The organism is Thermaurantimonas sp. (assembly GCF_046299575.1).
In the GTDB taxonomy this organism is placed as follows: Bacteria; Bacteroidota; Bacteroidia; order Flavobacteriales; family Schleiferiaceae; genus Thermaurantimonas.
In genome coordinates, this window is the sequence record NZ_JBKBHX010000001.1 from 460550 (window position 1) to 483711 (window position 23162).

The 23162-nt window shown below is 46.3% G+C and carries 16 protein-coding genes; 13 read left to right on the top strand and 3 right to left on the bottom strand.

Annotated elements, in window-relative coordinates; genetic code table 11:
- Positions 1 to 12: 12 nt before the first annotated feature.
- From ACK4EX_RS01885 to ACK4EX_RS01935, 11 genes are all read left to right on the top strand, one after another.
- Positions 13 to 3135: an efflux RND transporter permease subunit gene (locus ACK4EX_RS01885; RefSeq protein WP_409769202.1), complete on the top strand. Its 3123-nt coding sequence runs from the start codon at positions 13 to 15 to the stop codon at positions 3133 to 3135.
- 4 nt (positions 3136 to 3139) lie between these two features.
- Entirely contained in the window at positions 3140 to 4906 is a 1767-nt protein-coding gene (locus tag ACK4EX_RS01890; RefSeq protein WP_409769204.1) for an efflux transporter outer membrane subunit, read from the top strand.
- A 62-nt stretch (positions 4907 to 4968) separates the two neighbouring features.
- Entirely contained in the window at positions 4969 to 7083 is a 2115-nt protein-coding gene (locus tag ACK4EX_RS01895; protein WP_409769206.1) for a prolyl oligopeptidase family serine peptidase, read from the top strand.
- Positions 7084 to 7166: 83 nt separating this feature from the next.
- The gene (locus ACK4EX_RS01900) at positions 7167 to 7610 is read left to right on the top strand and encodes a DUF1573 domain-containing protein (protein ID WP_409769208.1); all 444 of its coding nucleotides are present in this window, start codon (positions 7167 to 7169) and stop codon (positions 7608 to 7610) included.
- A gap of 280 nt (positions 7611 to 7890) precedes the next feature.
- Positions 7891 to 9087 carry a pyridoxal phosphate-dependent aminotransferase gene (locus tag ACK4EX_RS01905; protein WP_409769209.1) on the top strand — a complete coding sequence of 399 codons (1197 nt, stop codon included), beginning with the start codon at positions 7891 to 7893 and terminating at the stop codon, positions 9085 to 9087.
- Positions 9087 to 10121 carry a UDP-N-acetylmuramate dehydrogenase gene (murB, locus tag ACK4EX_RS01910; RefSeq protein WP_409769210.1) on the top strand — a complete coding sequence of 345 codons (1035 nt, stop codon included), beginning with the start codon at positions 9087 to 9089 and terminating at the stop codon, positions 10119 to 10121. The genes ACK4EX_RS01905 and murB overlap by 1 nt, the downstream gene beginning before the upstream one ends.
- Positions 10122 to 10294: 173 nt before the next feature.
- Positions 10295 to 11041, top strand: coding sequence for a 3-oxoacyl-[acyl-carrier-protein] reductase (gene fabG, locus ACK4EX_RS01915; RefSeq protein WP_409769212.1), 747 nt, complete (start codon positions 10295 to 10297; stop codon positions 11039 to 11041).
- A 23-nt stretch (positions 11042 to 11064) separates the two neighbouring features.
- Complete coding sequence (locus tag ACK4EX_RS01920; RefSeq protein WP_409769214.1) at positions 11065 to 13107, top strand: vWA domain-containing protein; 2043 nt, start codon at positions 11065 to 11067, stop codon at positions 13105 to 13107.
- Between the two features lie 19 nt (positions 13108 to 13126).
- Positions 13127 to 13948: a prohibitin family protein gene (locus ACK4EX_RS01925; protein WP_409769216.1), complete on the top strand. Its 822-nt coding sequence runs from the start codon at positions 13127 to 13129 to the stop codon at positions 13946 to 13948.
- Positions 13949 to 13957: 9 nt separating this feature from the next.
- Positions 13958 to 15457 (top strand): acetyl-CoA carboxylase biotin carboxylase subunit, encoded by a 1500-nt coding sequence (gene accC, locus ACK4EX_RS01930; protein ID WP_409769218.1) that lies wholly within the window; start codon positions 13958 to 13960, stop codon positions 15455 to 15457.
- Positions 15458 to 15479: 22 nt separating this feature from the next.
- Positions 15480 to 16175, top strand: coding sequence for a DUF4294 domain-containing protein (locus tag ACK4EX_RS01935; protein WP_409769220.1), 696 nt, complete (start codon positions 15480 to 15482; stop codon positions 16173 to 16175).
- Positions 16176 to 16184: 9 nt separating this feature from the next.
- Here the strand turns inward: ACK4EX_RS01935 and ACK4EX_RS01940 are convergent, their stop codons facing one another.
- Positions 16185 to 16877 (bottom strand): response regulator transcription factor, encoded by a 693-nt coding sequence (locus ACK4EX_RS01940; RefSeq protein WP_409769222.1) that lies wholly within the window; start codon positions 16875 to 16877, stop codon positions 16185 to 16187.
- Between the two features lie 84 nt (positions 16878 to 16961).
- Between ACK4EX_RS01940 and ACK4EX_RS01945 the strand changes: the two genes are divergently transcribed.
- Both ACK4EX_RS01945 and metG read left to right on the top strand, forming a co-directional pair.
- Positions 16962 to 17258 (top strand): hypothetical protein, encoded by a 297-nt coding sequence (locus ACK4EX_RS01945; protein WP_409769224.1) that lies wholly within the window; start codon positions 16962 to 16964, stop codon positions 17256 to 17258.
- Between the two features lie 116 nt (positions 17259 to 17374).
- Entirely contained in the window at positions 17375 to 19417 is a 2043-nt protein-coding gene (metG, locus tag ACK4EX_RS01950) for a methionine--tRNA ligase (protein WP_409769226.1), read from the top strand.
- A gap of 28 nt (positions 19418 to 19445) precedes the next feature.
- Here the strand turns inward: metG and lon are convergent, their stop codons facing one another.
- Together lon and ACK4EX_RS01960 are read right to left on the bottom strand one after the other, a co-directional pair.
- Positions 19446 to 21929 carry an endopeptidase La gene (lon, locus tag ACK4EX_RS01955; protein WP_409769228.1) on the bottom strand — a complete coding sequence of 828 codons (2484 nt, stop codon included), beginning with the start codon at positions 21927 to 21929 and terminating at the stop codon, positions 19446 to 19448.
- 56 nt (positions 21930 to 21985) lie between these two features.
- Positions 21986 to 23155 (bottom strand): GlmU family protein, encoded by a 1170-nt coding sequence (locus ACK4EX_RS01960; RefSeq protein ID WP_409769230.1) that lies wholly within the window; start codon positions 23153 to 23155, stop codon positions 21986 to 21988.
- Positions 23156 to 23162: the final 7 nt, after the last annotated feature.

Sequence of the window (23162 nt, forward strand, 5' to 3'; positions counted from 1 at the left end):
ACTCCGTACACCATGTTGGACATCTTTATCAAACGACCCATTCTCTCGGCGGTCATCAACATATTCATTATACTGCTTGGAGTTTTGGCGATTTTTACCCTGCCTATTACGCAATTTCCTGACATTGTGCCACCTTCAGTAGTAATCACTGCAAAATACACCGGTGCAAACGCTGAAGTGTGTGCCAAGGCAGTGGCCAATCCTATAGAACGGGCTGTGAACGGTGTGCCGGGCATGACCTACATGAACACGGTGACAGCAAATAACGGCACCACCCTTATTCAAGTATTTTTTAAAGTAGGTACTGATCCAGATGTGGCTGCGGTTAACGTGCAAAACCGGGTGACTACCGTGCTCGATGAGTTGCCTGAAGAAGTTGTTAAAGCCGGCGTAACCTCTGAAAAAGAGGTAAATACCATCCTGATGTTTCTCAATGTATTTAGCACCGACAGCACGATGGATGAGGAATTTGTGTACAACTTCGCCGGCATCAACCTCATCCGCGAGCTTAAGCGCATTGACGGTGTAGGATTTTGCGAAATTCTTGGAAACCGAAACTACTCCATGCGCATCTGGCTGAAACCCGAAAAGCTGGCGAATTACAAAATTTCTACCGACGAACTGATCTCTATCATTCGCGCGCAAAATATTGAAGCTGCACCGGGTAAAACCGGCCAATCGCTCGGCAAGCTTCCACAGCAGCAAGAGTATGTGCTAAAATATACCGGTAAGTTTAATCAGCCTGAGCAATTCGAAAATCTCGTTATTCGAGCCATGCCTGATGGCTCCATACTTCGGCTTAAAGATCTGGCCGACATCCAATTCGGTGCCTTCGACTATGGCCTCATCTCGCGCACTGACGGCCGTCCGTCAGCCACCATTATGATCAAGCAGCGTCCCGGCTCTAACGCTCGCCAGGTGATTACAGACGTGAAAAAGCGCATGGCAGAGCTCAGTGCTGAAACCTTCCCCGAGGGTATGCAATACAACATCGCTTATGATGTAAGCCGATTTCTTGATGCCTCTATCGCAGAGGTGATCAAGACGCTCATCGAAGCTTTCGTGCTGGTATCATTGGTCGTTTTCATTTTTTTACAAGACTTCCGCTCTACTCTTATTCCCGCATTGGCTGTACCCGTTTCACTAATCGGCACATTTGCCTTCATGTCTATCCTGGGCTTTTCGATCAATTTGCTTACCCTCTTTGCCCTTGTGCTGGCTATAGGTATCGTGGTTGACAATGCCATAGTAGTAGTCGAGGCCGTTCACTCGTATATGGAAGTCAAAAAGATTGACGCTCGCCAGGCCACTTTCGAAGCTATGCGCGATATACGCGGGGCACTTATATCGATCACCATTGTAATGACGGCCGTATTTGTGCCGGTTGCCTTTTTATCAGGCCCGGTCGGCATCTTTTATCGGCAGTTCTCTGTTACGCTAGCCATTTCGATCATCATTTCGGGGATTAATGCTGTTACCCTTACACCTGCCTTATGTGCCATACTGTTGAAACCACATGCTCATGCAGGCCATTCTTTGCCAAAAGGCCCTCTTGGTCGCTTCTTCTTCCTCTTTAATCGCTTTTACAATCGCCTTGCAGAGCGCTACAGACTGCTTTTGCGTATTATAGCCGGTCGCAGAGTTATTACACTTGGAGTACTTGCAGCCTCTTTCATCGCTACGTGGGGATTCAACTCCATTCTTCCCACTGGCTTCATTCCCACAGAAGACCAAGGTATGATATACGTAAACGTCACAACCCCGCCGGGCGCTACCATCGATCGTACTCAGGCTGTACTCCAAGAGCTATCTGAAATCGTTAAGAAATACCCAGAAGTCGAAAACTTTTCTACCCTGGCCGGATATTCCGTGATCACGGAATCCAATGCTGCCTCCTTCGGCATGGGTACCATCAACCTCGTACCTTGGGACAAGCGCAAGAAAGATATCTTTCAGCTCATTTCCGAGCTCGAAGAAGACGTTGACCAAATTACCGATGCACGTATTGAATTTCTACCTCCTCCATCAGTACCGGGCTTTGGAAATGCTGCTGGATTTGAGTTCAGACTTGTAGAAAAAGCTGGCGAGGAAGATCTAATGGTCATCAAAGCCGTAGTAGATTCCTTCCTAATTGCACTAAAACAACGGCCGGAAATCGGCTCCATTTTTACTGGCTTCGACCCCACTTTCCCGCAATATCTCCTGGTAGTCGATCAGGAGCTTGCCGCTAAAAATGGGGTAACCATCGACAACGCCATGAGTACCCTACAAACACTCGTAGGCTCTTATTACACATCAAACTTTATTCGCTTTGGTATGACGTACAAAGTTATGCTCCAGGCAGCACCCGAGTACATTACAACCCCCGAAGATGTACTACGCCACTATGTGAAAAACGAACGCGGTGAAATGGTACAACTAAACACCTTCATCAAGGCACAGAAAGTCTTCGGTCCCGAACAGCTTACTCGCTATAACATGTACACCGCAGCTATGTTTAATGGTGAAGCTGCTAAGGGCTACTCCTCAGGCGATGCCATACGCGCCATTCAGGAGGAAGCTAAACGTGTACTGCCAAAAGGTTACGCAATAGAATGGGCTGGCATAACACGCGAAGAAATCTTGGCTGGCAATCAAACCCTTTTCATCTATATGCTTGTGGTCGTCTTTGTGTATTTATTGCTCTCTGCTCAGTACGAGAGTTTTCTATTGCCACTGCCTGTACTGCTATCGCTGCCGGCTGGTATTTTCGGATCGTTCATGTTCCTTAAGATTGCAGGACTTGAAAACAATATATACGCCCAGGTTTCTATCGTTATGCTCATTGGTCTGCTGGGCAAGAATGCCATCCTTATTGTTGAGTTCGCCAACCAGGCCGTCAAAAGCGGCAAGAAGCCCTTGCAAGCTGCTATTGAAGGGGCAGTAGCACGTCTTCGCCCAATTCTGATGACCTCATTTGCCTTTGTAGCAGGTCTTATACCTCTGGCTCTTGCTACCGGAGCAGGTGCTATTGGTAACCGCACCATTGGCACCACTGCCGCCGGCGGGATGATCACCGGTACCCTCATCGGTATTTTGCTCATTCCAGGACTATTTGTCCTCTTTTCAAAACCCAAAAAATCTCCCAATCCATAGTAGGATGATGTCAAAAAGGCTTACTGAAATTTTATTCTTTTTATTTGGGCGTGGCCATCACATCCTTAGCAACGATCCGTCTATTGGACAAGAGCAGGCAAAGAACAATAATAGCTTCACTTTGACTTGTCAAGACAAGATGCAAGCAGCATCTTCGTCCGTCCCTGTTAAGACAAGGCAGCACAAGCTGGTTTTGTCTGAAAGGTTATACACAAGAGCACGCTTATCTGCAGTACTTAAGGTTTCGTTGCTCTACACCTATCTCACCGCGCTTAAGAGCGTCTTCCGTATGTCTCACGCGATGGAGAGCCAATCTAATACATCATTTGCAAATGCATTATCGTGGCTGCTCTTTGGTGGATTAGTGCTAATCACTTCGTGCAGCTCCCCAGAAACTCTTATTAAGCACAAGACTCCCCAACTGCCCAATCAGTTTTCAGCCAATTATCCAATAGATACTCTTCAACACACCGGCAAGGTAAGTTGGAAGGACTTTTTCCTCGATCCTGTACTGATCCGCCATATCGAAGATGCTCTGCGCGTCAATGCCGACGTTATGCAAGCCAGTGCTCGCATCCGACAGGTTAAAGCTGCCTATACTGCTGCCGGTGGAGCACTCTTGCCCTCCCTACAAGTGCGCGGTCGCGCTGGTGGTGATCGCTTTGGCCGCTATACTATGACTGGCGTAGGCAACTTCGACACCAACCTTTCAGACCGTATTAACGACAAGCAACGCGTCGATGAAAACTTTACTCCCGAATACTATCTCGCCCTGGAGAGCTCATGGGAAATCGATGTGTGGGGACGCCTACGGCAGCAGCGCAAGGGCCGTAGGCTTGAGTATCTCGCCTCCGAAGAAGCCTACAAGCTCGCCACCACGATGGTCGTCACTACCATGGCCGAGCTCTATTTCACACTCCAGGCACTCGACGACGAGCGCGAAATCATTGAAAAAGAGCTTCAACTTCAGCGCGAAGGCCTCGAAAAAACCCTCATTTTAAAAGAAACAGGCCGCACTTCCGAATTAGCCGTTAAGCAGTTTGAATCACAAGTGCTCAATACAGAAGCAATGCTTCGTGGAATACTTATCGAGATAAATGCTGTCGAAAACGCTATCAACGCTCTGAAAATGCAGGTAAATCAAGCAGTAGAGCGTTCGTCTGACTTTTTCATGCCATCGATGGACAGTATTATAGTACTCACTACACCAGCAAACTTACTTTTTTCGAGACCCGACATCCGCCGGGCTGAATTAATGATGAATGCTGCCGGTGCCGATGTGATGGCCGCTCGATATGCCTACTTTCCCCAGTTAATGGTAAATCCTTACATAGGCCTCAACGCCTTTAAATCGAGCCTCTTTCTCGATCCGGCTTCACTTGCCTTCGGCGTGATGGGGCATATGGTAGCCCCCATCTTCCAGCAGAATCAGCTGAAAGCCGGTCTTCGCCTGCAAAAAGCCCGTTACGAAGAAGCCCAACTCGAATACAATAAGACCATAATAAACGCTATGACTGAGATCAATACTCACCTTGTCGCCTTCGACGAATTTCTGAAAATATCGCGCCTAAAAGAAAACGAAGCCCGTACGCTAAAAGTGGCTGAATCCGTAGCCACACAGCTCTTTCTGAACGGATATGCTTCTTACCTCGATCTGCTCACCGTTCGTCGTGAGGTATTGCGCACGCAGCTCGACTTTGTAGAAGCTACCTTACAGCGCAAGGTAGCACGCCTTAAACTCTATAAAGCGCTTGGCGGTGGGTGGTTTTAACACTAAGTTTGTGTAAATCACCCCGATATTCTTTTAATATTTGCTGAAAATTCATCGAATGTATGGGAAAATACTACTTTTTTGTCGTAATGGTAGGCATTACCATCATGGGGTGTGAGCAAAAAAACAACCTCAAGGTAACTTACCCGGTCACCGAAACTGTAGATGTAGTTGACGAGTATTTTGGCGTGAAGGTACCCGATCCCTATCGCTGGCTCGAAGATGACCTGAGTGAAAAAACTGCCCAATGGGTAAAAGCTCAGAACGAAGTAACGCAGGAGTTCCTTAACCGAATTTCATTTAGGGAAAAAATTTTTAAAAGGCTCGAAGAGCTCTGGAACTATGAAAAAGTAAGTGCGCCCTTTACTGAAGGAGATTACACCTATTTCTACAAAAACGATGGCCTTCAAAATCAATCTGTGCTCTACCGCACCGATAAGTCAGGAAATACAGAAGTCTTCTTGGATCCCAATACCTTTTCGCCCGATGGCACCACATCACTGGCCGGTATCTCCTTTACCGACGATGGTAAGTTAGCCGTATATCAAATTTCTGAAGGAGGGTCTGACTGGCGCAAAGTGATCGTGATCAATGCAGTAACCAAAGAAATTATAGAAGACACTCTGCGCGACGTTAAATTCTCAGGCCTGAGCTGGTATAAAAACGAGGGCTTCTTCTATTCAAGCTACGATAAACCAATAGAAGGCAGCCAACTCTCAGCTAAAACTGACCAGCACAAGCTCTACTACCACAAGCTTGGCACACCACAATCAGCAGACGTTCCTGTGTTTGGCACTGACATTAAGCGCAGATATGTGGGCGGCTATGTGACTGAAGACAACAGCCTGCTGATAATCACAGCAGCCAACACCACCACAGGCAACGAACTATATTTCAAAGACCTAAGAAATCCCAAATCGCCTCTTGTCGCAATAGTCAACAACTTTGACAATTCCCACTCGCCCGTACATTTCGAAAACGACACACTATATATCCTTACCAACTTGAATGCGCCCAACCGACGGCTGGTGAAAGTTTCCATTAAAAACCCAACGCCTGAAAACTGGGTGGACGTAATACCAGAACGCGATATGCCCTTGAACATATCGACTGGTGCAGGGTACATCTTTGCCTCCTACCTGAAGGATGCTACCTCACTCATCGAACAGTATGACCTCAGAGGCAATAAAATTAGAAGCATTGATCTACCTGCGCTGGGTACTGCCTCCGGCTTTTCGGCTAAGTGGGAAGATACCGTAATCTATTACACCTTTACCAACTACGTATATCCGCCGACCATCTTTCGCTTGCATCCAAAAACAGGTGTATCAGAGCTCTACCGCAAACCGGATGTAAAGTTTAATCCCGAAGATTACGAATCAAAGCAGATTTTTTACACCTCAAAAGACGGTACGCGCATACCGATGATCATCACCCATAAAAAAGGCCTAAAGCTCAACGGTAATAATCCGACAATTCTGTATGGCTATGGTGGATTCAACATCAGCCTAACACCTTCCTTTAGCGTGACCAATCTTGTATGGATGGAAATGGGCGGTGTGTATGCAGTGCCCAACTTGCGAGGTGGAGGTGAATATGGCAAAAAATGGCATGATGCCGGTCGCCAATTCAATAAACAAAATGTATTTGACGACTTCATCGCTGCAGCTGAATGGCTTATTGGAAACAAGTACACCTCACCCGACTTTCTAGCCATATCCGGAGGTTCTAACGGAGGATTGCTCGTAGGCGCTACAATGACGCAACGCCCGGAGCTTTTCAAAGTGGCTCTGCCGGCTGTAGGTGTACTTGACATGCTGCGCTACCATAAGTTTACAGCGGGTGCAGGCTGGGCCTATGACTACGGCACTGCTGATGACAGCAAAGAAATGTTTGAGTACCTTAAAAGCTACTCACCCTATCACAATCTGCGCAAGGGCATGAACTATCCCGCTACACTCATTACTACAGCCGACCACGACGACCGCGTAGTGCCTGCACACTCCTTCAAGTTTGCCGCAATGCTTCAGGCTGTAAACGACGGTCCGAACCCGACCCTCATACGCATTGAGACCAATGCAGGTCACGGAGCAGGTAAGCCAACACGCATGGTGCTTCAGGAAGCTACTGACAGGCTTGCCTTTACCTTATATTGCATGGGTAAAAAAGAAATTTGATGCTGAGACAAATCAACCCACGTCACATACAATCGGCATTGTATTTGTAATTTTGTAGGTAAAATGCAATAAAACAAGAGATCATGAAAAAAATCCTCTCTACCCTTGCACTGGTTTTCATTGCAGGATTAGCCTTCGGGCAAAAGCAAAATGGCCCCGTCATTACCTTCGAAAAACCGGAACTCGACTACGGAAAAATTCAGCAAAACAGCGAGCGCGTTCGCGAATTTGTAATCGTGAACACCGGCAATGAGCCGCTCATTATCCAAAATGCAGTGGGCAGCTGCGGCTGTACCGTACCTGAGTGGCCAAAAGAGCCTATAATGCCCAAGAAGAAAGCTGTACTTAGAATCAACTACGACACTTCGAGAATAGGACCGTTTAGCAAAACTGTAAAAATCTATTCTAACGCTATCAATAATGGACCGGATGGCACTGTGTCCTTTACTGTAAAAGGCGATGTACAGGCGCCCCAAGCTCAATCAGCTCCGATAAATCAGGAAACCAGTCCGATAATGAACCGCTAAACAGCTTTTACATCGTATTTTCGCCCGCCCTCAGAGGCGGGCTTTTTTTTAGCAAAAAGCCGGTCATTGAGTAAATATTAATATGGTTTATTGCTTTATGCAGCATCGGCAGCACCTAAAAGCTGATTCTCATTCAGCCTTTTAATTAACAGAGGAGAAGCGAGCCTCGCCCTAAGGTGCCCGGCGTGCATGAGCCAACGTGATGCAAAGGCTAAGATGCAGCAAGACATTTTGCCTTGATCACGTCAAAAAGAAACAAAAAATAAAAAAAAAGCATACAATGCCTTCAATTTCAAAGAAAGGGATGCAGATGCCCGAATCTCCTATTAGAAAGCTGGTGCCCTTTGCTGAAGCTGCAAAGCGCAAAGGGGTGAAGGTGTACCACCTGAACATCGGGCAGCCTGATATCCATACGCCTGATGTGGCGCTTCAGGCCATTCGAAACTTTGACCACAAGGTGATCGAGTACAGCCACTCTGCCGGTAATGAGTCGTATCGTCGAAAACTGGCTGACTACTATGCCGTACGCGGTATTGGGATAGAGTACACCGACCTGATGATTACTACGGGAGGATCGGAGGCAATCACCTTTGCGCTGAATTCCATCTGCGATTTGGGCGATGAGGTGATCGTACCAGAACCCTTTTACGCGAATTACAATGGCTTTGCCATATCGGCCGGGGTCAAAGTAGTGCCGGTATTCAGCAGCATTGAAACAGGCTTTGCACTGCCTGACATCGAAGAATTTGAGAGCTGGATAACGCCCCGCACCCGCGCGATTATCATTTGCAATCCGGGCAATCCGACCGGATACCTTTACAGCCGCGAAGAATTAAATAAGTTGCGCGACCTCTGCCTGAAGCACGACCTCTTTCTGATAGCTGATGAGGTATACCGCGAGTTTGCCTACGACGGGGCAAAACCGATGTCAATTTTGAATCTGGATGGCATGGATGAGCATGCCATTGTGATCGATTCGGTATCGAAGCGGTATTCAATGTGTGGAGTGCGTATTGGTGCACTCATCAGCCGAAACAAAAAGCTGATGACTACAGCTCTGAAATTTGCTCAGGCGCGCCTGAGTCCACCCACACTCGGACAGGTGGCCGCAGAGGCCGCTCTGGATACTCCACAGAGCTATTTCGATCAGGTAATCGCTGAATACACCGAACGACGCAACATACTGGTAGATGGGTTGAACAGTATTGAGGGAGTGTATTGTCCGAAACCAAAAGGAGCCTTTTATTGTGTAGCTCGCCTGCCTGTACGAAACGCTGAAGATTTCGCGCGATGGCTACTGGCAGAATTTTCACACGAAGGACATACTGTGATGGTTGCCCCGGCTAATGGATTTTATGCCACGCCTCACAAGGGCGAAAACGAAGTACGTCTGGCCTATGTATTGAAAGCCGATGATCTGCACCATTCGGTTGAAATTCTGCGCAAAGCATTGAGCGTGTATCCGGGTAGGGCGTGATGGAAGAGATAAAGCCTGTACTCAATTTTTCACTTCGAGGGCTTAACACTTTTGGGCTAGACGTGCGCTGTAAAGCGTATTATCGCGTAACATCGGAAGCTCAGCTGGAATCATTGGTGGCACAGGGCGTGTTTTCATCAGGCAAAAAATTTTTACTGCTTGGCGGAGGCAGCAATCTGCTATTTGTCAAAAATTTTTTTGATGGTGCAGTGGTGCACCTCGACCTCAAAGGGCGAGAAGTACTCTATATAAACGAAGACTATGCCCGGCTCATCGCAGCTGCCGGCGAAAACTGGCATCAAACTGTACTGTATGCATTGGAACAAAACCTTGGCGGCATTGAAAATCTTAGCCTGATACCCGGAAATACAGGTACAGCGCCGGTACAAAACATAGGAGCCTATGGAGTGGAAATCTGTGAAGTGCTCTACCATGTACAAGGTATTGATTTAATGACCGGTGCAAAAAAGGTTTTAACGACAGATGCGTGTGCCTTCGGCTACAGAGATTCGGTATTTAAACATGAATTAAAAGGCCGCTTTGCCATTACTGCCATAGCCTTGCGCCTCACGCGCAGAAATCACAATTTGCGCACCCATTATGGCACTATAGCCGAAGAATTGCAAAAAGCTGGTATCTCCCACCCAACTATACATGACATCAGCCGGGCAGTGATAGCTATTCGAAGCAGCAAACTACCGGATCCGGCCGTACTGGGCAATTGCGGCAGTTTTTTTAAAAATCCGGTGGTAACTAATGATGTAGCCTCAGAGTTAAAAGAGCGCTATCCGGAAATGCCCTCCTATCCGTCAGAAGAGGGGGTGAAAATACCCGCCGGGTGGCTAATCGAAAAAGCCGGTTGGAAAGGCAAGCGAATTGGAAATGTGGGGATGCATGAGCGACAGGCCTTAGTGCTTGTGAATTACGGCGGTGCCACCGGCACAGAATTATGGGCGCATGCTCTCAGAGTAATGCACGATGTAAGAGAGAAGTTTGGCATCGAGCTTCAGCCGGAGGTGAATGTAGTGGATTAGATTCAGGAATTTGATACTGTTCAATTTTTTAGAACAAAAAAAGCAGAAAATTCTCCTGATTAAAAGCAAAGTAAAGTCTGTAAGTTGAATCTAGAGCCTTTAATTAAATCCTGAATGCAGCCAGATTGCTCCTATATTTGGCGCATTAAAGTGTACGTAATTCAAAGATCAATATGAAACTTCTTAATAATAAAGTAGCTATCATCACCGGCGCGTCAAAGGGCATCGGCCGTGGAATCGCAGAAGTGTTTGTAAAAAATGGTTGTCAAGTAGCATTTACATATCTATCGTCAGTAGAAAAAGGCCAAGCTCTGGAGGCAGAACTCAGTCAACATGGCGTAAAAGTAAAAGGGTATCGCAGCGATGCTTCTGACTTCGCACAGGCTGAAAAGCTTGTTAACGATGTGCTCGCTGAGTTTGGAAAAATAGATATTCTGGTGAACAATGCCGGAATCACAAAAGACAACCTGCTCTTGCGAATGAGTGAAGAAGACTTTAATCAAGTGATTAGAGTGAATCTCAACTCAGTTTTTAATCTGACCAAAGCTGTGATTAAACCCATGATGAAAGCGCGAATCGGATCAATAATCAACATCAGCAGCGTAGTAGGTGTAAAAGGCAATGCCGGTCAGGCAAATTATGCCGCATCTAAAGCCGGTGTTATTGGATTTACTAAATCTGTGGCACTCGAACTTGGCTCGCGCAACATTCGCTGCAACGCCATCGCACCTGGATTTATCGAAACAGAAATGACAGCAGTGCTCGACGAAAAAACAGTTCAAGGATGGCGCGACAGCATACCTCTGAAACGCGGTGGTACACCAGAAGATGTGGCTAATGCTTGTCTCTTTTTAGCCAGTGACTTATCAGCATACATCACCGGACAGACGCTCAACGTGTGTGGTGGTATGTTGACTTAATCGGCTGATTACGGACTTTGCGGATGCTTGAGTTTACCACAGAATTTTCGATGCTCTGGTGGGTGATTGCTGTTTTAGCAGTTGCCTGGTTTGTAATGTGGATTTACAAAAGTCAGCAATCCGTATTCGGAAGGAAGGGTACAGAAATACTGAGAGTTCTGCGTATTGTATCGTTAGCACTGCTTCTCTTTCTACTCCTTAAGCCCGAATTATATATCAAAAAGCTGGAAGAAAAACCCAGAACACTGGTTTGGGCCGTTGATCACTCCCGAAGCATGGTGATGTCGAAAGACTCAACAGATGTAGGGAAATTACCTACATTCCTCCAAACAATAGCAGACAGAGTAAAAGGCAATCTCGAAGTAGATGTAATTTCTTTTGGTTCAAAAGTATCTGAAAATCCGGATTTTAACTTTAATCAACCCTTTACTGACGGATACGCCTGGATCAAGCATTTACAAGATACGCGCTTTGACAATGAGATAGCTGCTGTAGTCTTGGTTTCCGACGGCATTTTCAATTTCGGCTATTCACCCGAGTATTTTGTACATGAATTAAAAGTGCCCATACATGTGGTTGCTGTGGGCGACACCACTCAGTTTCCCGATGCCTCGATTTATTCGGTAGTGTATCCGAAAAAGGTCTTGCCAAATACTGAATTTGAAATCGAAATCATCGCCAAAGCTCTGTATTTGGAAAATATTCCTTTAAAAATCCGCCTAAAAGGTGAGGGAACTAATAGAGAAATAGCTACATTCAGACCCACTTCATCGTCAGAATCCCGTTCTTTTAAAACTTTTATCAAATCCATCAAACCCGGAATTCATCGATATTCTGTTACCATTGATCCTGTTTCGAAAGAAAAAAACACGCGTAACAACACGTATGTCTTTTATGTAGAAGTAATCGACGAACGCAGTAAAGTGCTGATCATCGAGGAAATGAAGCACCCCGATATGGGTGTACTGCGAGAATATTTTTCAAAGAACACTCAATGCGAACTTATAAGCGTAAAGCCAGACAGCCTTCGATTTTTGAACTCGAATTTTGATTATGTCATCGTTCACAGCCCTGCACATCCACAAACGTTTGCCTTTTTGCAAAAAAATAATGCACTTCCTGTATTGCTTATCAGTGGTTTTGGAACTGATCCCGGCGGACTATCTAAACTTATCGGAAGAGATGTGACTCGATTTAGCAGAGAAGATAAGGCCTACCCTATTGCTAACGATAACTTTTACAAAATTTCTTCGGTCAATTTTTTGTCCATCTATCCACTCCCGCCTTTGGATGTGTTTTACTATATACCTAATGTGAAGGCAGAAGATGTTCTGTGTTATCAAAAAATCAACGGAATAAATACCACTAAGCCTTTAATTTCATTACTTGAGACAGATCGGAAAATCGCATTATTCCACGGCGAAGGCCTTTGGAAATGGAAAAACAAGCTGCAAATGGAGGGCGATTCCAATAGCCTTGACCTGTTTTTTTTGAAAGTAACGCGCTGGCTCATTCAATCAGAAAAGAAAAAGCCATTAGAAATCGTCTTACCCGAAAAAATTCAACCCGAAGACAAACTTTTGGTAAGAGCCTACGTATTCGATCAAACGAATCTACCCGTATCAAATGCCAAGGTTTCCATTATTTTTACAGATTCTGCCGGTAAGAAGTTCGAATATTCTTTTGCAAGAGAAGGCTCTGTGTACACTGCTTCTGCTCATAACTTCACTCCAGGTACCTACCGTTGGAAAGCAGAAGCCGAATTGGCCGGCGAGAAACAGACAGAAAGCGGAATTCTGATCGTTGAGGAGAATGACCTGGAAATTTCTGACCTGGTAGCTAATCACGATAAATTGAGAAAAATTGCAAAAAACACCGAAGGTAAGTTTTATTTAATCTCTAAAATGGATGAGCTTGAAAAAGATTTACTTGCACAAAATTATTTGCCTCTCCTCAGAGAAAAGACGCAAAAAATACGACTGATCGAATGGTGGCCTTTCTTCGCCATTGTACTAATCTTACTGACCGCCGAATGGTTCCTTAGACGATATTTGGGCAGTTATTAACGCCAAAATTTAAATTCCCATGAATCGCAGTTTGCCCTTTTTGTTAGTTACTGGTTTTTTAGTGGTCTTGCTGATCGTGCTCCTTTGGGGGTCGATGACTACAACGATCGATTTCGGCCAAAAAGGCGTTATTTTCCGAACTTTTGGAGGCGGTGTTGATAAGAAAAAAATTTTCAATCAAGGATTTCACTTTATAGCACCTTGGAATAAGATCTTCAAGTATGACGTGAAAATTCAGGAAAACAATACCACAATGGAAGTTCTGTCGAAAAACGGATTGACCATAAAAGTAGATGTTTCTTATTGGTACAAACCACAAGAAGACAGACTGCCCTTGTTGCACGACGAGGTGGGACCTAATTATCACGAAAAAATTGTCAATCCGGCCATTCGTTCAGCTACGCGCGAAGTAATCGGCAAATACCTCCCCGAAGAGCTGTACTCCACAAAACGCGAGGTAATTGAAGACGAAATCATGAATCGCACGCGCAAGTCTATTGCAGACAAACACATACTGCTCGACGACGTTTTGATACGCGATGTCACCTTACCTCCTTCACTTCAAGAGGCTATAGAAAAAAAACTAAAACAAGAACAGGTTGCTCTCGAATACGAATTTAGACTCGAGGCTGCACAAAAAGAGGCCGAACGACTGCGCATCGAAGCCCGAGGTAAAGCCGAAGCCTATGACATCATTAACCGCTCTCTGACTGACAAAATCCTTCAGGAAAAAGGCATAGAGGCTACGCTCAAATTGGCAGAAAGTCCTAATTCAAAAATTGTAATCATCGGAAATTCAAAAAATGGATTGCCGATCATTTTGGGCGATAACAAACAATAGACAATCGTAATGAAAAAAATACTGGTTGCCAATCGCGGTGAGATCGCTCTCCGCATTATGAAAACCGCAAGAGATATGGGCATAAGCACAGTAGCTATCTACAGTGAAGCCGATGCCGATAGCCCACACGTACACTATGCCGACGAGGCAGTTTGTATTGGTCAGGCCCCCTCGGCGCAGAGCTATCTGCGAGGTCAGGCGATCGTAGATGCTGCCCTTACTACTGGAGCTGATGCCATTCATCCTGGATATGGGTTTTTAAGTGAAAACGCAGCCTTCGCTCGCCTGGTGGAGGCCAGCGGGCTCATTTTTATAGGTCCATCAGCCGATGCCATGGAAATTATGGGAGATAAGCTCTCCGCAAAAAACGCTGTAAAAAAATTTAACGTACCTCTGGTACCAGGCACCGATGGTGCAGTAAGCGATTTCGCTATGGCCATCGAGGTTGCCAAATCCATTGGCTTGCCTGTCATCATCAAAGCATCAGCCGGCGGTGGTGGTAAGGGTATGCGCCTGGTAGAAGACATCCACCTGCTCGAAGAGCAAATGCAAATGGCCATTAACGAAGCCACCTCAGCCTTTGGCAACGGTGCTGTATTCATCGAAAAATTTGTGGACAAGCCGCGCCATATCGAAATTCAAATATTGGCCGACAAGTATGGCAACATCGTTTACCTCTTCGAGCGCGAATGCAGCATTCAGCGCCGGCACCAAAAGGTGATCGAAGAAGCTCCCAGCGCTATCGTGACACCCGAAATGCGCCGTGCCATGGGCGAAGCTGCTGTTAACGTAGCCCGTTCCTGCGGATATGTGGGTGCAGGCACGGTAGAATTTCTCGTTGACGCCAATAGGAATTTCTACTTTCTCGAGATGAACACACGCCTTCAGGTAGAGCATCCGGTTACAGAACTGATCACCGGTCTCGACCTGGTGCGCGAACAGATACGCATCGCTCGTGGCGAACCATTAGGTTACACTCAAAAAGACCTCAGCATACACGGGCATGCCATCGAAGCCCGAGTCTATGCTGAAAATCCGTGGGAAAATTTTTCACCAGATATCGGAAAGTTAGTCGTTTACAACCGCCCCACCGGACCAGGTGTGCGAGTTGACGATGGCTATCGCCAGGGAATGGACATCCCCATCTATTACGACCCGATGATTGCCAAGCTCATCACTTATGGCCATACCCGCGACGAAGCCATACAGCGCATGATTCGCGCCTGTCGCGACTATGAAATCGGCGGTGTTCACACTACCCTGCCCTTCGTAGAATTCGTCATGCAGCACCCTGCCTTCGTAAGTGGCGACTTCGACACCAACTTTGTCAAACAACACTTTAAACCCGAATACCTGCCAGGCCCCTCAGCTGATGAAGTGGAAGCAGCAGCACTCGCAGCCGCAGCTCTCATGCAAGAAAAAAGACTAAACGACCTTTTTTACCCTAATGGCCAACCCTCCCAGCAAAGTGACATTTCTCTCTGGAAAATTCGCCGTCAGGTCTATTAAAATCCTGTTATTAGCACTGTTCATGTCCTCCTATACTGCCTGGGCGCAGAATGACCATAAACAGACGCAAGACAGCATACTCAATTACATTTACCAAAACAAAGACAAGCGCCAGCACGCCCTCATCATCGATGGCGATACTGTACCGGTGTGGATACTCGACGAGGTACTCTTCATCAGCACACCAGCCTTCGACAGCGAAGAGGCGCGCCGTCGCTACTACATCCTCAGGCGAAAGGTGTACAAAGTCTATCCCTACGCCGTAATTGCCGGCGATAAGCTCGACTCCCTCGAATTCCGCCTCTCCCTCCTGAAGCGCGATCGCGACAAAAAGCGCTTCATCAAGGATTTTCAAGACTACCTGGAAAGCGAATTTGAAGAAGAACTCAAAAGACTCACCCGCTCAGAGGGCCAAATCCTTTGCAAACTCATATACCGCGAAACAGGCATGACTGCCTATGACCTCATCACCAAATACCGTGGCGGCCTGCGCGCATTTATGTACAACGTAACGGCCAACTTCTACGAAATCAGCCTAAAAAAACAATACGATCCCACCAACGACCCCGAAGACAAATTCATCGAAAACATCCTCCAAAAAGCCTTTGCCGAAGGTATTCTCCAGCAACGACAAAAGAAAACATTCAATCCGGCCGATTTTGATGATGCAGGCGAAGTCATCACCAAACCCAAAAGGCGCTGGTGGCAGATTTTCTAGTTACCTTAATTAAGACTCTGTCGAAAGAATGAAGCCTACACCCGGCCGCGTATGAATCAACTTTTGATCAAAATCCCTGTCCACCTTCTTTCTCAGATATGCAATATATACATCGATAAAGTTGGTTCCTGTATCAAATCGCGTATTCCACACCTTCTCAGCAATTTCACCGCGCGAGAGTACACGCTCAGGGTTGCGTAGCATGTATTCCAGCAAATTAAATTCCTTAGGCGTTAGTTGTAGAGGTTTATTGGCTCGCATTACCTTCTTCGTGCGTACATTCATCTCAAGGTCAGCATACTTAAGAACTTCACTTACCCCCACATGAGCTCTGCTTCGTTTTAAAAGTGCTTTGATGCGAGCCACAAGTTCGCGAATCTCAAACGGCTTGACAAGATAGTCATCAGCCCCCGCGTCAAAACCCTCTAATTTATCATCCGTAGTGCCCAATGCCGTCAGCATCAGAATTGGCACCGCCGGACTCATCTGTCGGATCGCTCTACTCACTTCGATACCGCTTAAGCGCGGTAGCATCACATCCGTGATTACCAGGTCGAAATTCGACTGCTGGAACAACTTCACAGCCGATTGCCCGTCGTATGCCATTGCTACCTCAAAGTCGTACTCCCTCAGGTGCTTAGCCAGTACCTGCATCAGGCGATCGTCGTCTTCTACAATAAGTATCAGCGGTTTAAGGTTCATTCTTAGCTCTTAGTAGTGTTCCCTTTACTTCAGCCATCACATATCAATTACTCAGGTAAAGGTACTTCACCAATTCGGGGGAGAATGTTTTGTTTTTATTTTTTATCATTAGGGCGTGCCCCAGCCAATGGCGCCATTGGCGCCTTGGCTGGGTCGGGCTACTTTGGGGTACGCTTCGCTCCCGTGCTTCGGCTCGCTACGCTTTGCCTTCGCACCGCGCTGCCGCGCGCCCGCCGTATCCCTCACGCGCACTTGTGCCACCCAATTCTTTTCATAGCCAATGCAACCAGCAATTTCAATCCCTCAACACAGATTTTTTCACTATCAGCTGATTCACCATTTGAGCAATACAAAAATTTTAAAGGCGTTAAATCGTTATAACCCCCCTTAATTGCAACACGGAAAAGTACAAATACACCAAAACTTTATCACTTGCTTCAAAAGAGCAAGCCCTTTAAGCTATCTACCTTTGCAACTTCTTAAAGCCATTAATAACCTTGAAACAAACAAAACGCTATCTCGTCACTGCTGCACTTCCTTATGCCAACGGCCCTGTGCATATAGGCCATCTGGCAGGGTGCTATTTGCCGGCTGATATTTATGTACGCTACCTGCGCCTGGCGGGCGAAGAAGTAAAATTCATCTGCGGCTCCGACGAACACGGAGTTCCTATCACCATAAAAGCTCGCAAAGAAGGCATTACACCACAGGAAGTGGTCGATAAGTATCACGCTCTCATGAAAAATGCCTTTGCCGATTTTGGTATTTCCTTCGATATTTATTCACGTACTTCCTCTCCACATCACTACGCTACAGCCTCCGAATTTTTTAAAACGCTTTACGACAAAGGCGTTTTTATTGAAGAGGAAACTGAGCAGTACTACGACGAGCAAACAGGTCAGTTTCTTGCTGATCGCTACATAATAGGCACCTGTCCTAAATGTGGATTTGCCAATGCCTACGGCGACCAGTGTGAGAACTGTGGATCATCGCTCAATCCTACAGATCTGATTAAGCCGCGCTCAGCTTTATCAGGCGCTGAGCCTGTACTGCGCAAAACAAAAAACTGGTATCTGCCTCTCGACAAATATCAGTCTGCCATCGAGGCATATACAGAATCACTCAGAGACGTCCTCAAACCAAATGTGTACGGCCAGGTAAAATCGTGGCTTCAGCAAGGCCTTGCTCCAAGAGCCATGACCCGCGATCTCGAATGGGGTGTGCCTGTGCCTGTAGAAGGGGCTAAAGGCAAAGTGCTCTACGTGTGGTTTGATGCACCTATTGGCTACATATCTGCCACCAAGGAACTCTTGCCGGACACCTGGCAAACCTACTGGCAAAGCGATGAAACTGCACTAATCCACTTCATTGGCAAAGACAACATCGTATTTCATTGCATCATCTTTCCTGCAATGCTCATGGCCCACGGCGGATATGTTTTACCTGCTAACGTCCCGGCCAATGAGTTTCTCAATCTCGAAGGTGATAAAATCTCCACCTCGCGCAACTGGGCCATCTGGTTGCACGAGTACTTAGCCGAAATGCCCGACCGCGAAAGCGAACTGCGCTATGTGCTCACCTCTATCGCCCCTGAAACCTCCGACTCTGAATTCACTTGGCGAGACTACCAGGCGCGCATCAACAACGAGCTGGTAGCTATACCTGGCAACTTAGCAAACCGCATCTTAACACTCATTCAGAAGTACTTCAACGGCAAACTACCTAGCGAAGTCAGTGGTTTTTCAGATGCTCCTGTACTCGAAAAAGCTACAGAAGAAGCTTATGCCACCATCGACGAAGCCATACGCCACTTCAAGTTCAGAAATGCCCTTCAGGCCTGGATGGATCTGGCACGCGCAGGCAATAAATACTTAACCGATTCTGAACCCTGGAAATTACACAAATCTAAGCCCGAAGAAACCTTAAAAATTCTCAACAATGGTCTTTTTCTACTTGGCCATCTGGCAAAACTCATGATGCCCTTTATGCCTAAATCGGCCAATAAACTCCTTTACATGCTGGGCAATAAAAAGATTACAAATCTTAAAGACAGCATCCACTGGCAAGCCGGTGAACAACTGCCCAGACCCGATTTGCTTTTCCGAAAAATGGAAGACACCGAACTCGAACCTCAAATCCAAAAACTCGCAGCCATTCGCCAGCAATCAGCCCAGCAAACTCTGCTTAATAATACCACAGCCGCTCCTATGAAAGATACCATTACCTTCGACGACTTTCAAAAACTTGACCTTCGCATAGCCACAGTAATAGCTGCTGAGCGCGTGCCAAATGCAGACAAGCTGCTTCAACTGACCCTTGATACCGGGATTGATCGTCGCACAGTGGTATCGGGCGTAGCTAAGCATTACAATCCAGAAGATTTAATTGGTAAACAAATATTGCTGTTAGCCAATTTGGCTCCGCGAAAAATCCGTGGAGTGGAAAGCCATGGAATGATCCTATTCGCAGAAAACAGCGACGGTAGTTTGGTAACCATGGAGCCATCTAAACCGGTAGAAAACGGCAGCTCAGTAGCGTAGTGCTACTGAGCTGATGCCTTTCTTAAGCTTAAACTTTCACTTCCGATTCCATTACTTCGGAGAAATCAATAGGCTCATCTACGTACTCATCTGTCAGTGCTATCGAGAGCACTTCTGCCATGGTAGTTACGTAGTGAAAAGTAAGACCTTGGATGTATTCATCTTCGATTTCGTTGATGTCCTTCTGATTGTCTTTACAAAGAATGACATCGCTGATGCCCGAGCGCTTGGCTGCCAGAATCTTCTCTTTTATACCGCCCACGGGCAAAACTTTTCCTCTTAAGGTGATTTCGCCTGTCATAGCGAGCTTTTTGCGCACCTTGCGCTGGGTAAGCAGCGATGTAAGCGCTGTAAGCATCGTCACACCGGCCGATGGGCCGTCTTTTGGAGTAGCTCCCTCAGGCACATGGATGTGAATGTCGTATTTTGAGAAGATTCGATAATCGATGCCATATTTTCGAGCATTGGCCTTAATCCACGCCAGTGCAATTGTGGCTGACTCCTTCATCACCTCGCCCAAATTACCGGTTACTGTTAATTTTCCGGAACCAGGATAGATGGTCGACTCGATGAAGAGGATGTCACCACCCACCGGTGTCCAAGCCAGCCCGGTAACCACGCCGGCTACGCTGTTGTCTTCAGCCATATCGCGGTCATAGCGCGTTGGGCCTAAAATTTCTTGAACAGTTTCCCAACTCATGCGCACGTCGTAGGGCTGTTGATCGGCTTTTTTACGCGCCACATTGCGCACAATTTTGGCAATGGTTTTTTCCAAATTGCGTACACCTGATTCGCGGGTGTACGAGTCGATGATTTTTTCAATTACCTGTTTTGAAAGTTTCAGGTCGTTTTTCTCAAGTCCGTGTTCTTTTAGTTGTTTGGGAATGAGGTGTCGATGAGCTATTTCGTATTTCTCTTCGAGGGTATATCCATTCAGCTCTATGATCTCCATACGATCGCGCAAGGCTGGCTGAATGGTCGAGAGATCGTTAGCCGTGGCTATGAAGAGTACTTTCGACAAGTCATAGCCCAGCTCGAGGTAATTGTCGTAGAATTCTTTATTCTGTTCGGGGTCAAGTACCTCGAGCATAGCCGATGATGGGTCGCCCTGCATGCCGAAAGAGAGCTTATCAATCTCATCGAGCACAAAGACAGGATTGTCATACCCGGCTTTTTTTAAGTTTTGGATAATGCGGCCAGGCATGGCTCCGATATACGTTTTGCGATGCCCTCTGATTTCTGCCTCATCTCGCAATCCACCCAATGAAATTCGGCTGTATTTACGCCCAAGAGCCTCAGCTATGCTTCGGCCAAGGGAGGTTTTACCTACACCTGGAGGCCCGTAGAAGCAAAGGATTGGCGCTTTCAAGTCACCTTTAAGCTTTAGTACAGCTAAGTATTCAATGATTCTGTCTTTTACCTTATTCAGGCCATAGTGGTCGCGATCCAGAATTCTTCTCGCTCTTTTTAGGTCGAAGTTGTCTTTCGACACTTCACCCCAGGGCAAATCGAGCAGGAGCTCGATGTAGTTGCGCTGCACGCTGTATTCAGGCATTTGCGGATTGGCGCGTTGTAGCTTGGTAAGCTCTTTTTCAAAGTGTTTAGCTACTTCTTCAGTCCATTTCTTTTTTTGAGCGCGAGCTTTAAATTCTTCTATTTCTTTTTCAGAGGTCACTCCGCCGAGCTCTTCCTGTATGGTCTTCATCTGTTGGTAGAGGAAGTACTCGCGCTGCTGCTGGTCGAATTCGGTTTTAACCTTGTTTTGGATCTGATTCTTCATCTCCAGCATCTGCTGCTCGTTGATCAGATGCTTCAACACGATGTTGGCCCGCTTTGAAAGGTCCACTTCTTCAAGGATGTCCTGCTTTTGAGCAGCATCGATGTTGAGGTTTGAAGAGATGAAGTTTACCAAAAACGTTTCGCTTTCAATGTTTTTTACAGCAAAAGCAGCCTCAGAAGGCAGGTTGGGCGACTCCTGAATAATTTTAATGGCTGTTTCCTTTATGCTGTCGATCAAGGCTCTAAAGCGCTGAGTAGTCTTTTTGGGCAGCACCTCTTCTTTAGCGATTACGCGGGCTTTCAGGTAAGGTTCAGTTTCAAGCCATTCGCTTACCTCAAAGCGCTTTTTACCTTGAATGATGATGGTGATGTTACCATCCGGCATTTTAAACATTCTAATGATGCGAGCCACAGTACCCACCTTGTACAAGTCATTGGGTTTTGGGTCTTCAATGTGGCTATCTTTTTGGGCAATTACGCCTATGGTTTTAGAGCCGTTGTAGGCATCGTTTATAAGACGTATAGATTTATCTCTACCGGCTGTAATCGGAATAACAACGCCGGGAAATAGTACCGTATTTCGAAGCGGTAAAATTGGCAGGTCTTCAGGCACCTGTTCAGCTGATAACTCTTGCTCGTCTTCAGGAGTCATCAGTGGGATGAATTCTGCCTCATCTCCCCCAAACGAGCTAAGGTTCAAGGGATTATCAAATCTAAAATCTTCTACAAACATGCCTGTCAGCTTCAGTGCGTTTTAAGGGGTATTAAGAGGGCAAGAAATACGCCAAATTACCTGTATTCCTTAGTGAGCTCGTAAACACGTGTCAAAATGTCGGTCTCTATTCCATCGAGTTCTTTTTTGCGCCGGGCCATCACCCTCGAAGCAGTTTCAAGAGCTTTTTCCAGCTTATATTCGGTCATTCCCTGTGCCCCGCCCCATGAAAAGGAAGGAATGAAATTTCTTGGAAATCCTGAACCAAAAATGTTAGCACTCACCCCTACCACTGTGCCGGTATTAAACATGGTATTGATACCGCATTTGGAATGATCACCCATAAAAAGGCCGCAAAACTGTAGGCCAGTGCGCTCAAAACTTCCAAGAGCGTAGTTCCATAGCTTTACTTCGTCGTAGTTGTTTTTCAAATTGCTATTGTTGGTATCGGCGCCTATGTTGCACCACTCGCCTAAAACACTGTTACCTAAAAAGCCTTCGTGTCCTTTGTTAGAATATCCAAAAAGTACCGAATTATTGACTTCTCCTCCCACCTTGCAGTAGGGTCCTAATGTTGTAGGTCCATAAATTTTGGCGCCCATGTTCAGTTGTGAGTGCTCACCCATTGCGAGAGCACCTCGCACGAGCACGCCCTCCATTACAGTTACATCTTTGCCTAAATAGATCGGCCCTGTGGTGGTATTAAATACCGCGCACTCAGCCCATACACCTTCTTCTACAAAGATTTTATCCCCTATAATTTTGTTGGTACTACTTAGTCCTGCAGAAGTTCGTCCGCGCGTCAAGAGTTCGAAATCGTTGTTTAGTTCGGTTCCGTTAAACTGGAAAATATGCCAAAGCCGGTTTATCTGTGTGAGAGAAACTTTGAATTCAAAGGTCTCTTTAACAGATTCTTCGAAATTGGATATGTTCTGATCAGCAGTGATGCAGCCAGCGACAAGACTTCCGTGTATGGTTATTCCCTGGCCGGGTTTGAGGTTTGAAAGTGCATCAACGAAGATATCTGTAGGGCATATGGATGCATCTACTACTACATTTACATCCTTTATCACCATAGGATATTTCACGGATAGGTACTCTTGCGTGTACCAAGATACTTCCAGGCCACGCCTGGAATATTTTTCAGAAATGGTCAGTATGCCTATCCGAATTTCACTTACAGGTCTTGTAAATGTGAAGGGTTTGAGGTGTTCATAAGCATTGCCATCGCGTAAAATGATGTTCATAGTACTG

Bases quoted from the DNA above. Each gene is read 5' to 3' on its own strand.
- ACK4EX_RS01885 (WP_409769202.1), top strand. From the start codon at position 13: ATGTTGGACATCTTTATCAAACGACCCATTCTCTCGGCGGTCATCAAC.
- ACK4EX_RS01890 (WP_409769204.1), top strand. From the start codon at position 3,140: ATGATGTCAAAAAGGCTTACTGAAATTTTATTCTTTTTATTTGGGCGT.
- ACK4EX_RS01895 (WP_409769206.1), top strand. From the start codon at position 4,969: ATGGGAAAATACTACTTTTTTGTCGTAATGGTAGGCATTACCATCATG.
- ACK4EX_RS01900 (WP_409769208.1), top strand. From the start codon at position 7,167: ATGAAAAAAATCCTCTCTACCCTTGCACTGGTTTTCATTGCAGGATTA.
- ACK4EX_RS01905 (WP_409769209.1), top strand. From the start codon at position 7,891: ATGCCTTCAATTTCAAAGAAAGGGATGCAGATGCCCGAATCTCCTATT.
- murB (WP_409769210.1), top strand. From the start codon at position 9,087: ATGGAAGAGATAAAGCCTGTACTCAATTTTTCACTTCGAGGGCTTAAC.
- fabG (WP_409769212.1), top strand. From the start codon at position 10,295: ATGAAACTTCTTAATAATAAAGTAGCTATCATCACCGGCGCGTCAAAG.
- ACK4EX_RS01920 (WP_409769214.1), top strand. From the start codon at position 11,065: ATGCTTGAGTTTACCACAGAATTTTCGATGCTCTGGTGGGTGATTGCT.
- ACK4EX_RS01925 (WP_409769216.1), top strand. From the start codon at position 13,127: ATGAATCGCAGTTTGCCCTTTTTGTTAGTTACTGGTTTTTTAGTGGTC.
- accC (WP_409769218.1), top strand. From the start codon at position 13,958: ATGAAAAAAATACTGGTTGCCAATCGCGGTGAGATCGCTCTCCGCATT.
- ACK4EX_RS01935 (WP_409769220.1), top strand. From the start codon at position 15,480: ATGTCCTCCTATACTGCCTGGGCGCAGAATGACCATAAACAGACGCAA.
- ACK4EX_RS01940 (WP_409769222.1), bottom strand. From the start codon at position 16,877: ATGAACCTTAAACCGCTGATACTTATTGTAGAAGACGACGATCGCCTG.
- ACK4EX_RS01945 (WP_409769224.1), top strand. From the start codon at position 16,962: ATGTTTTGTTTTTATTTTTTATCATTAGGGCGTGCCCCAGCCAATGGC.
- lon (WP_409769228.1), bottom strand. From the start codon at position 21,929: ATGTTTGTAGAAGATTTTAGATTTGATAATCCCTTGAACCTTAGCTCG.
- ACK4EX_RS01960 (WP_409769230.1), bottom strand. From the start codon at position 23,155: ATGAACATCATTTTACGCGATGGCAATGCTTATGAACACCTCAAACCC.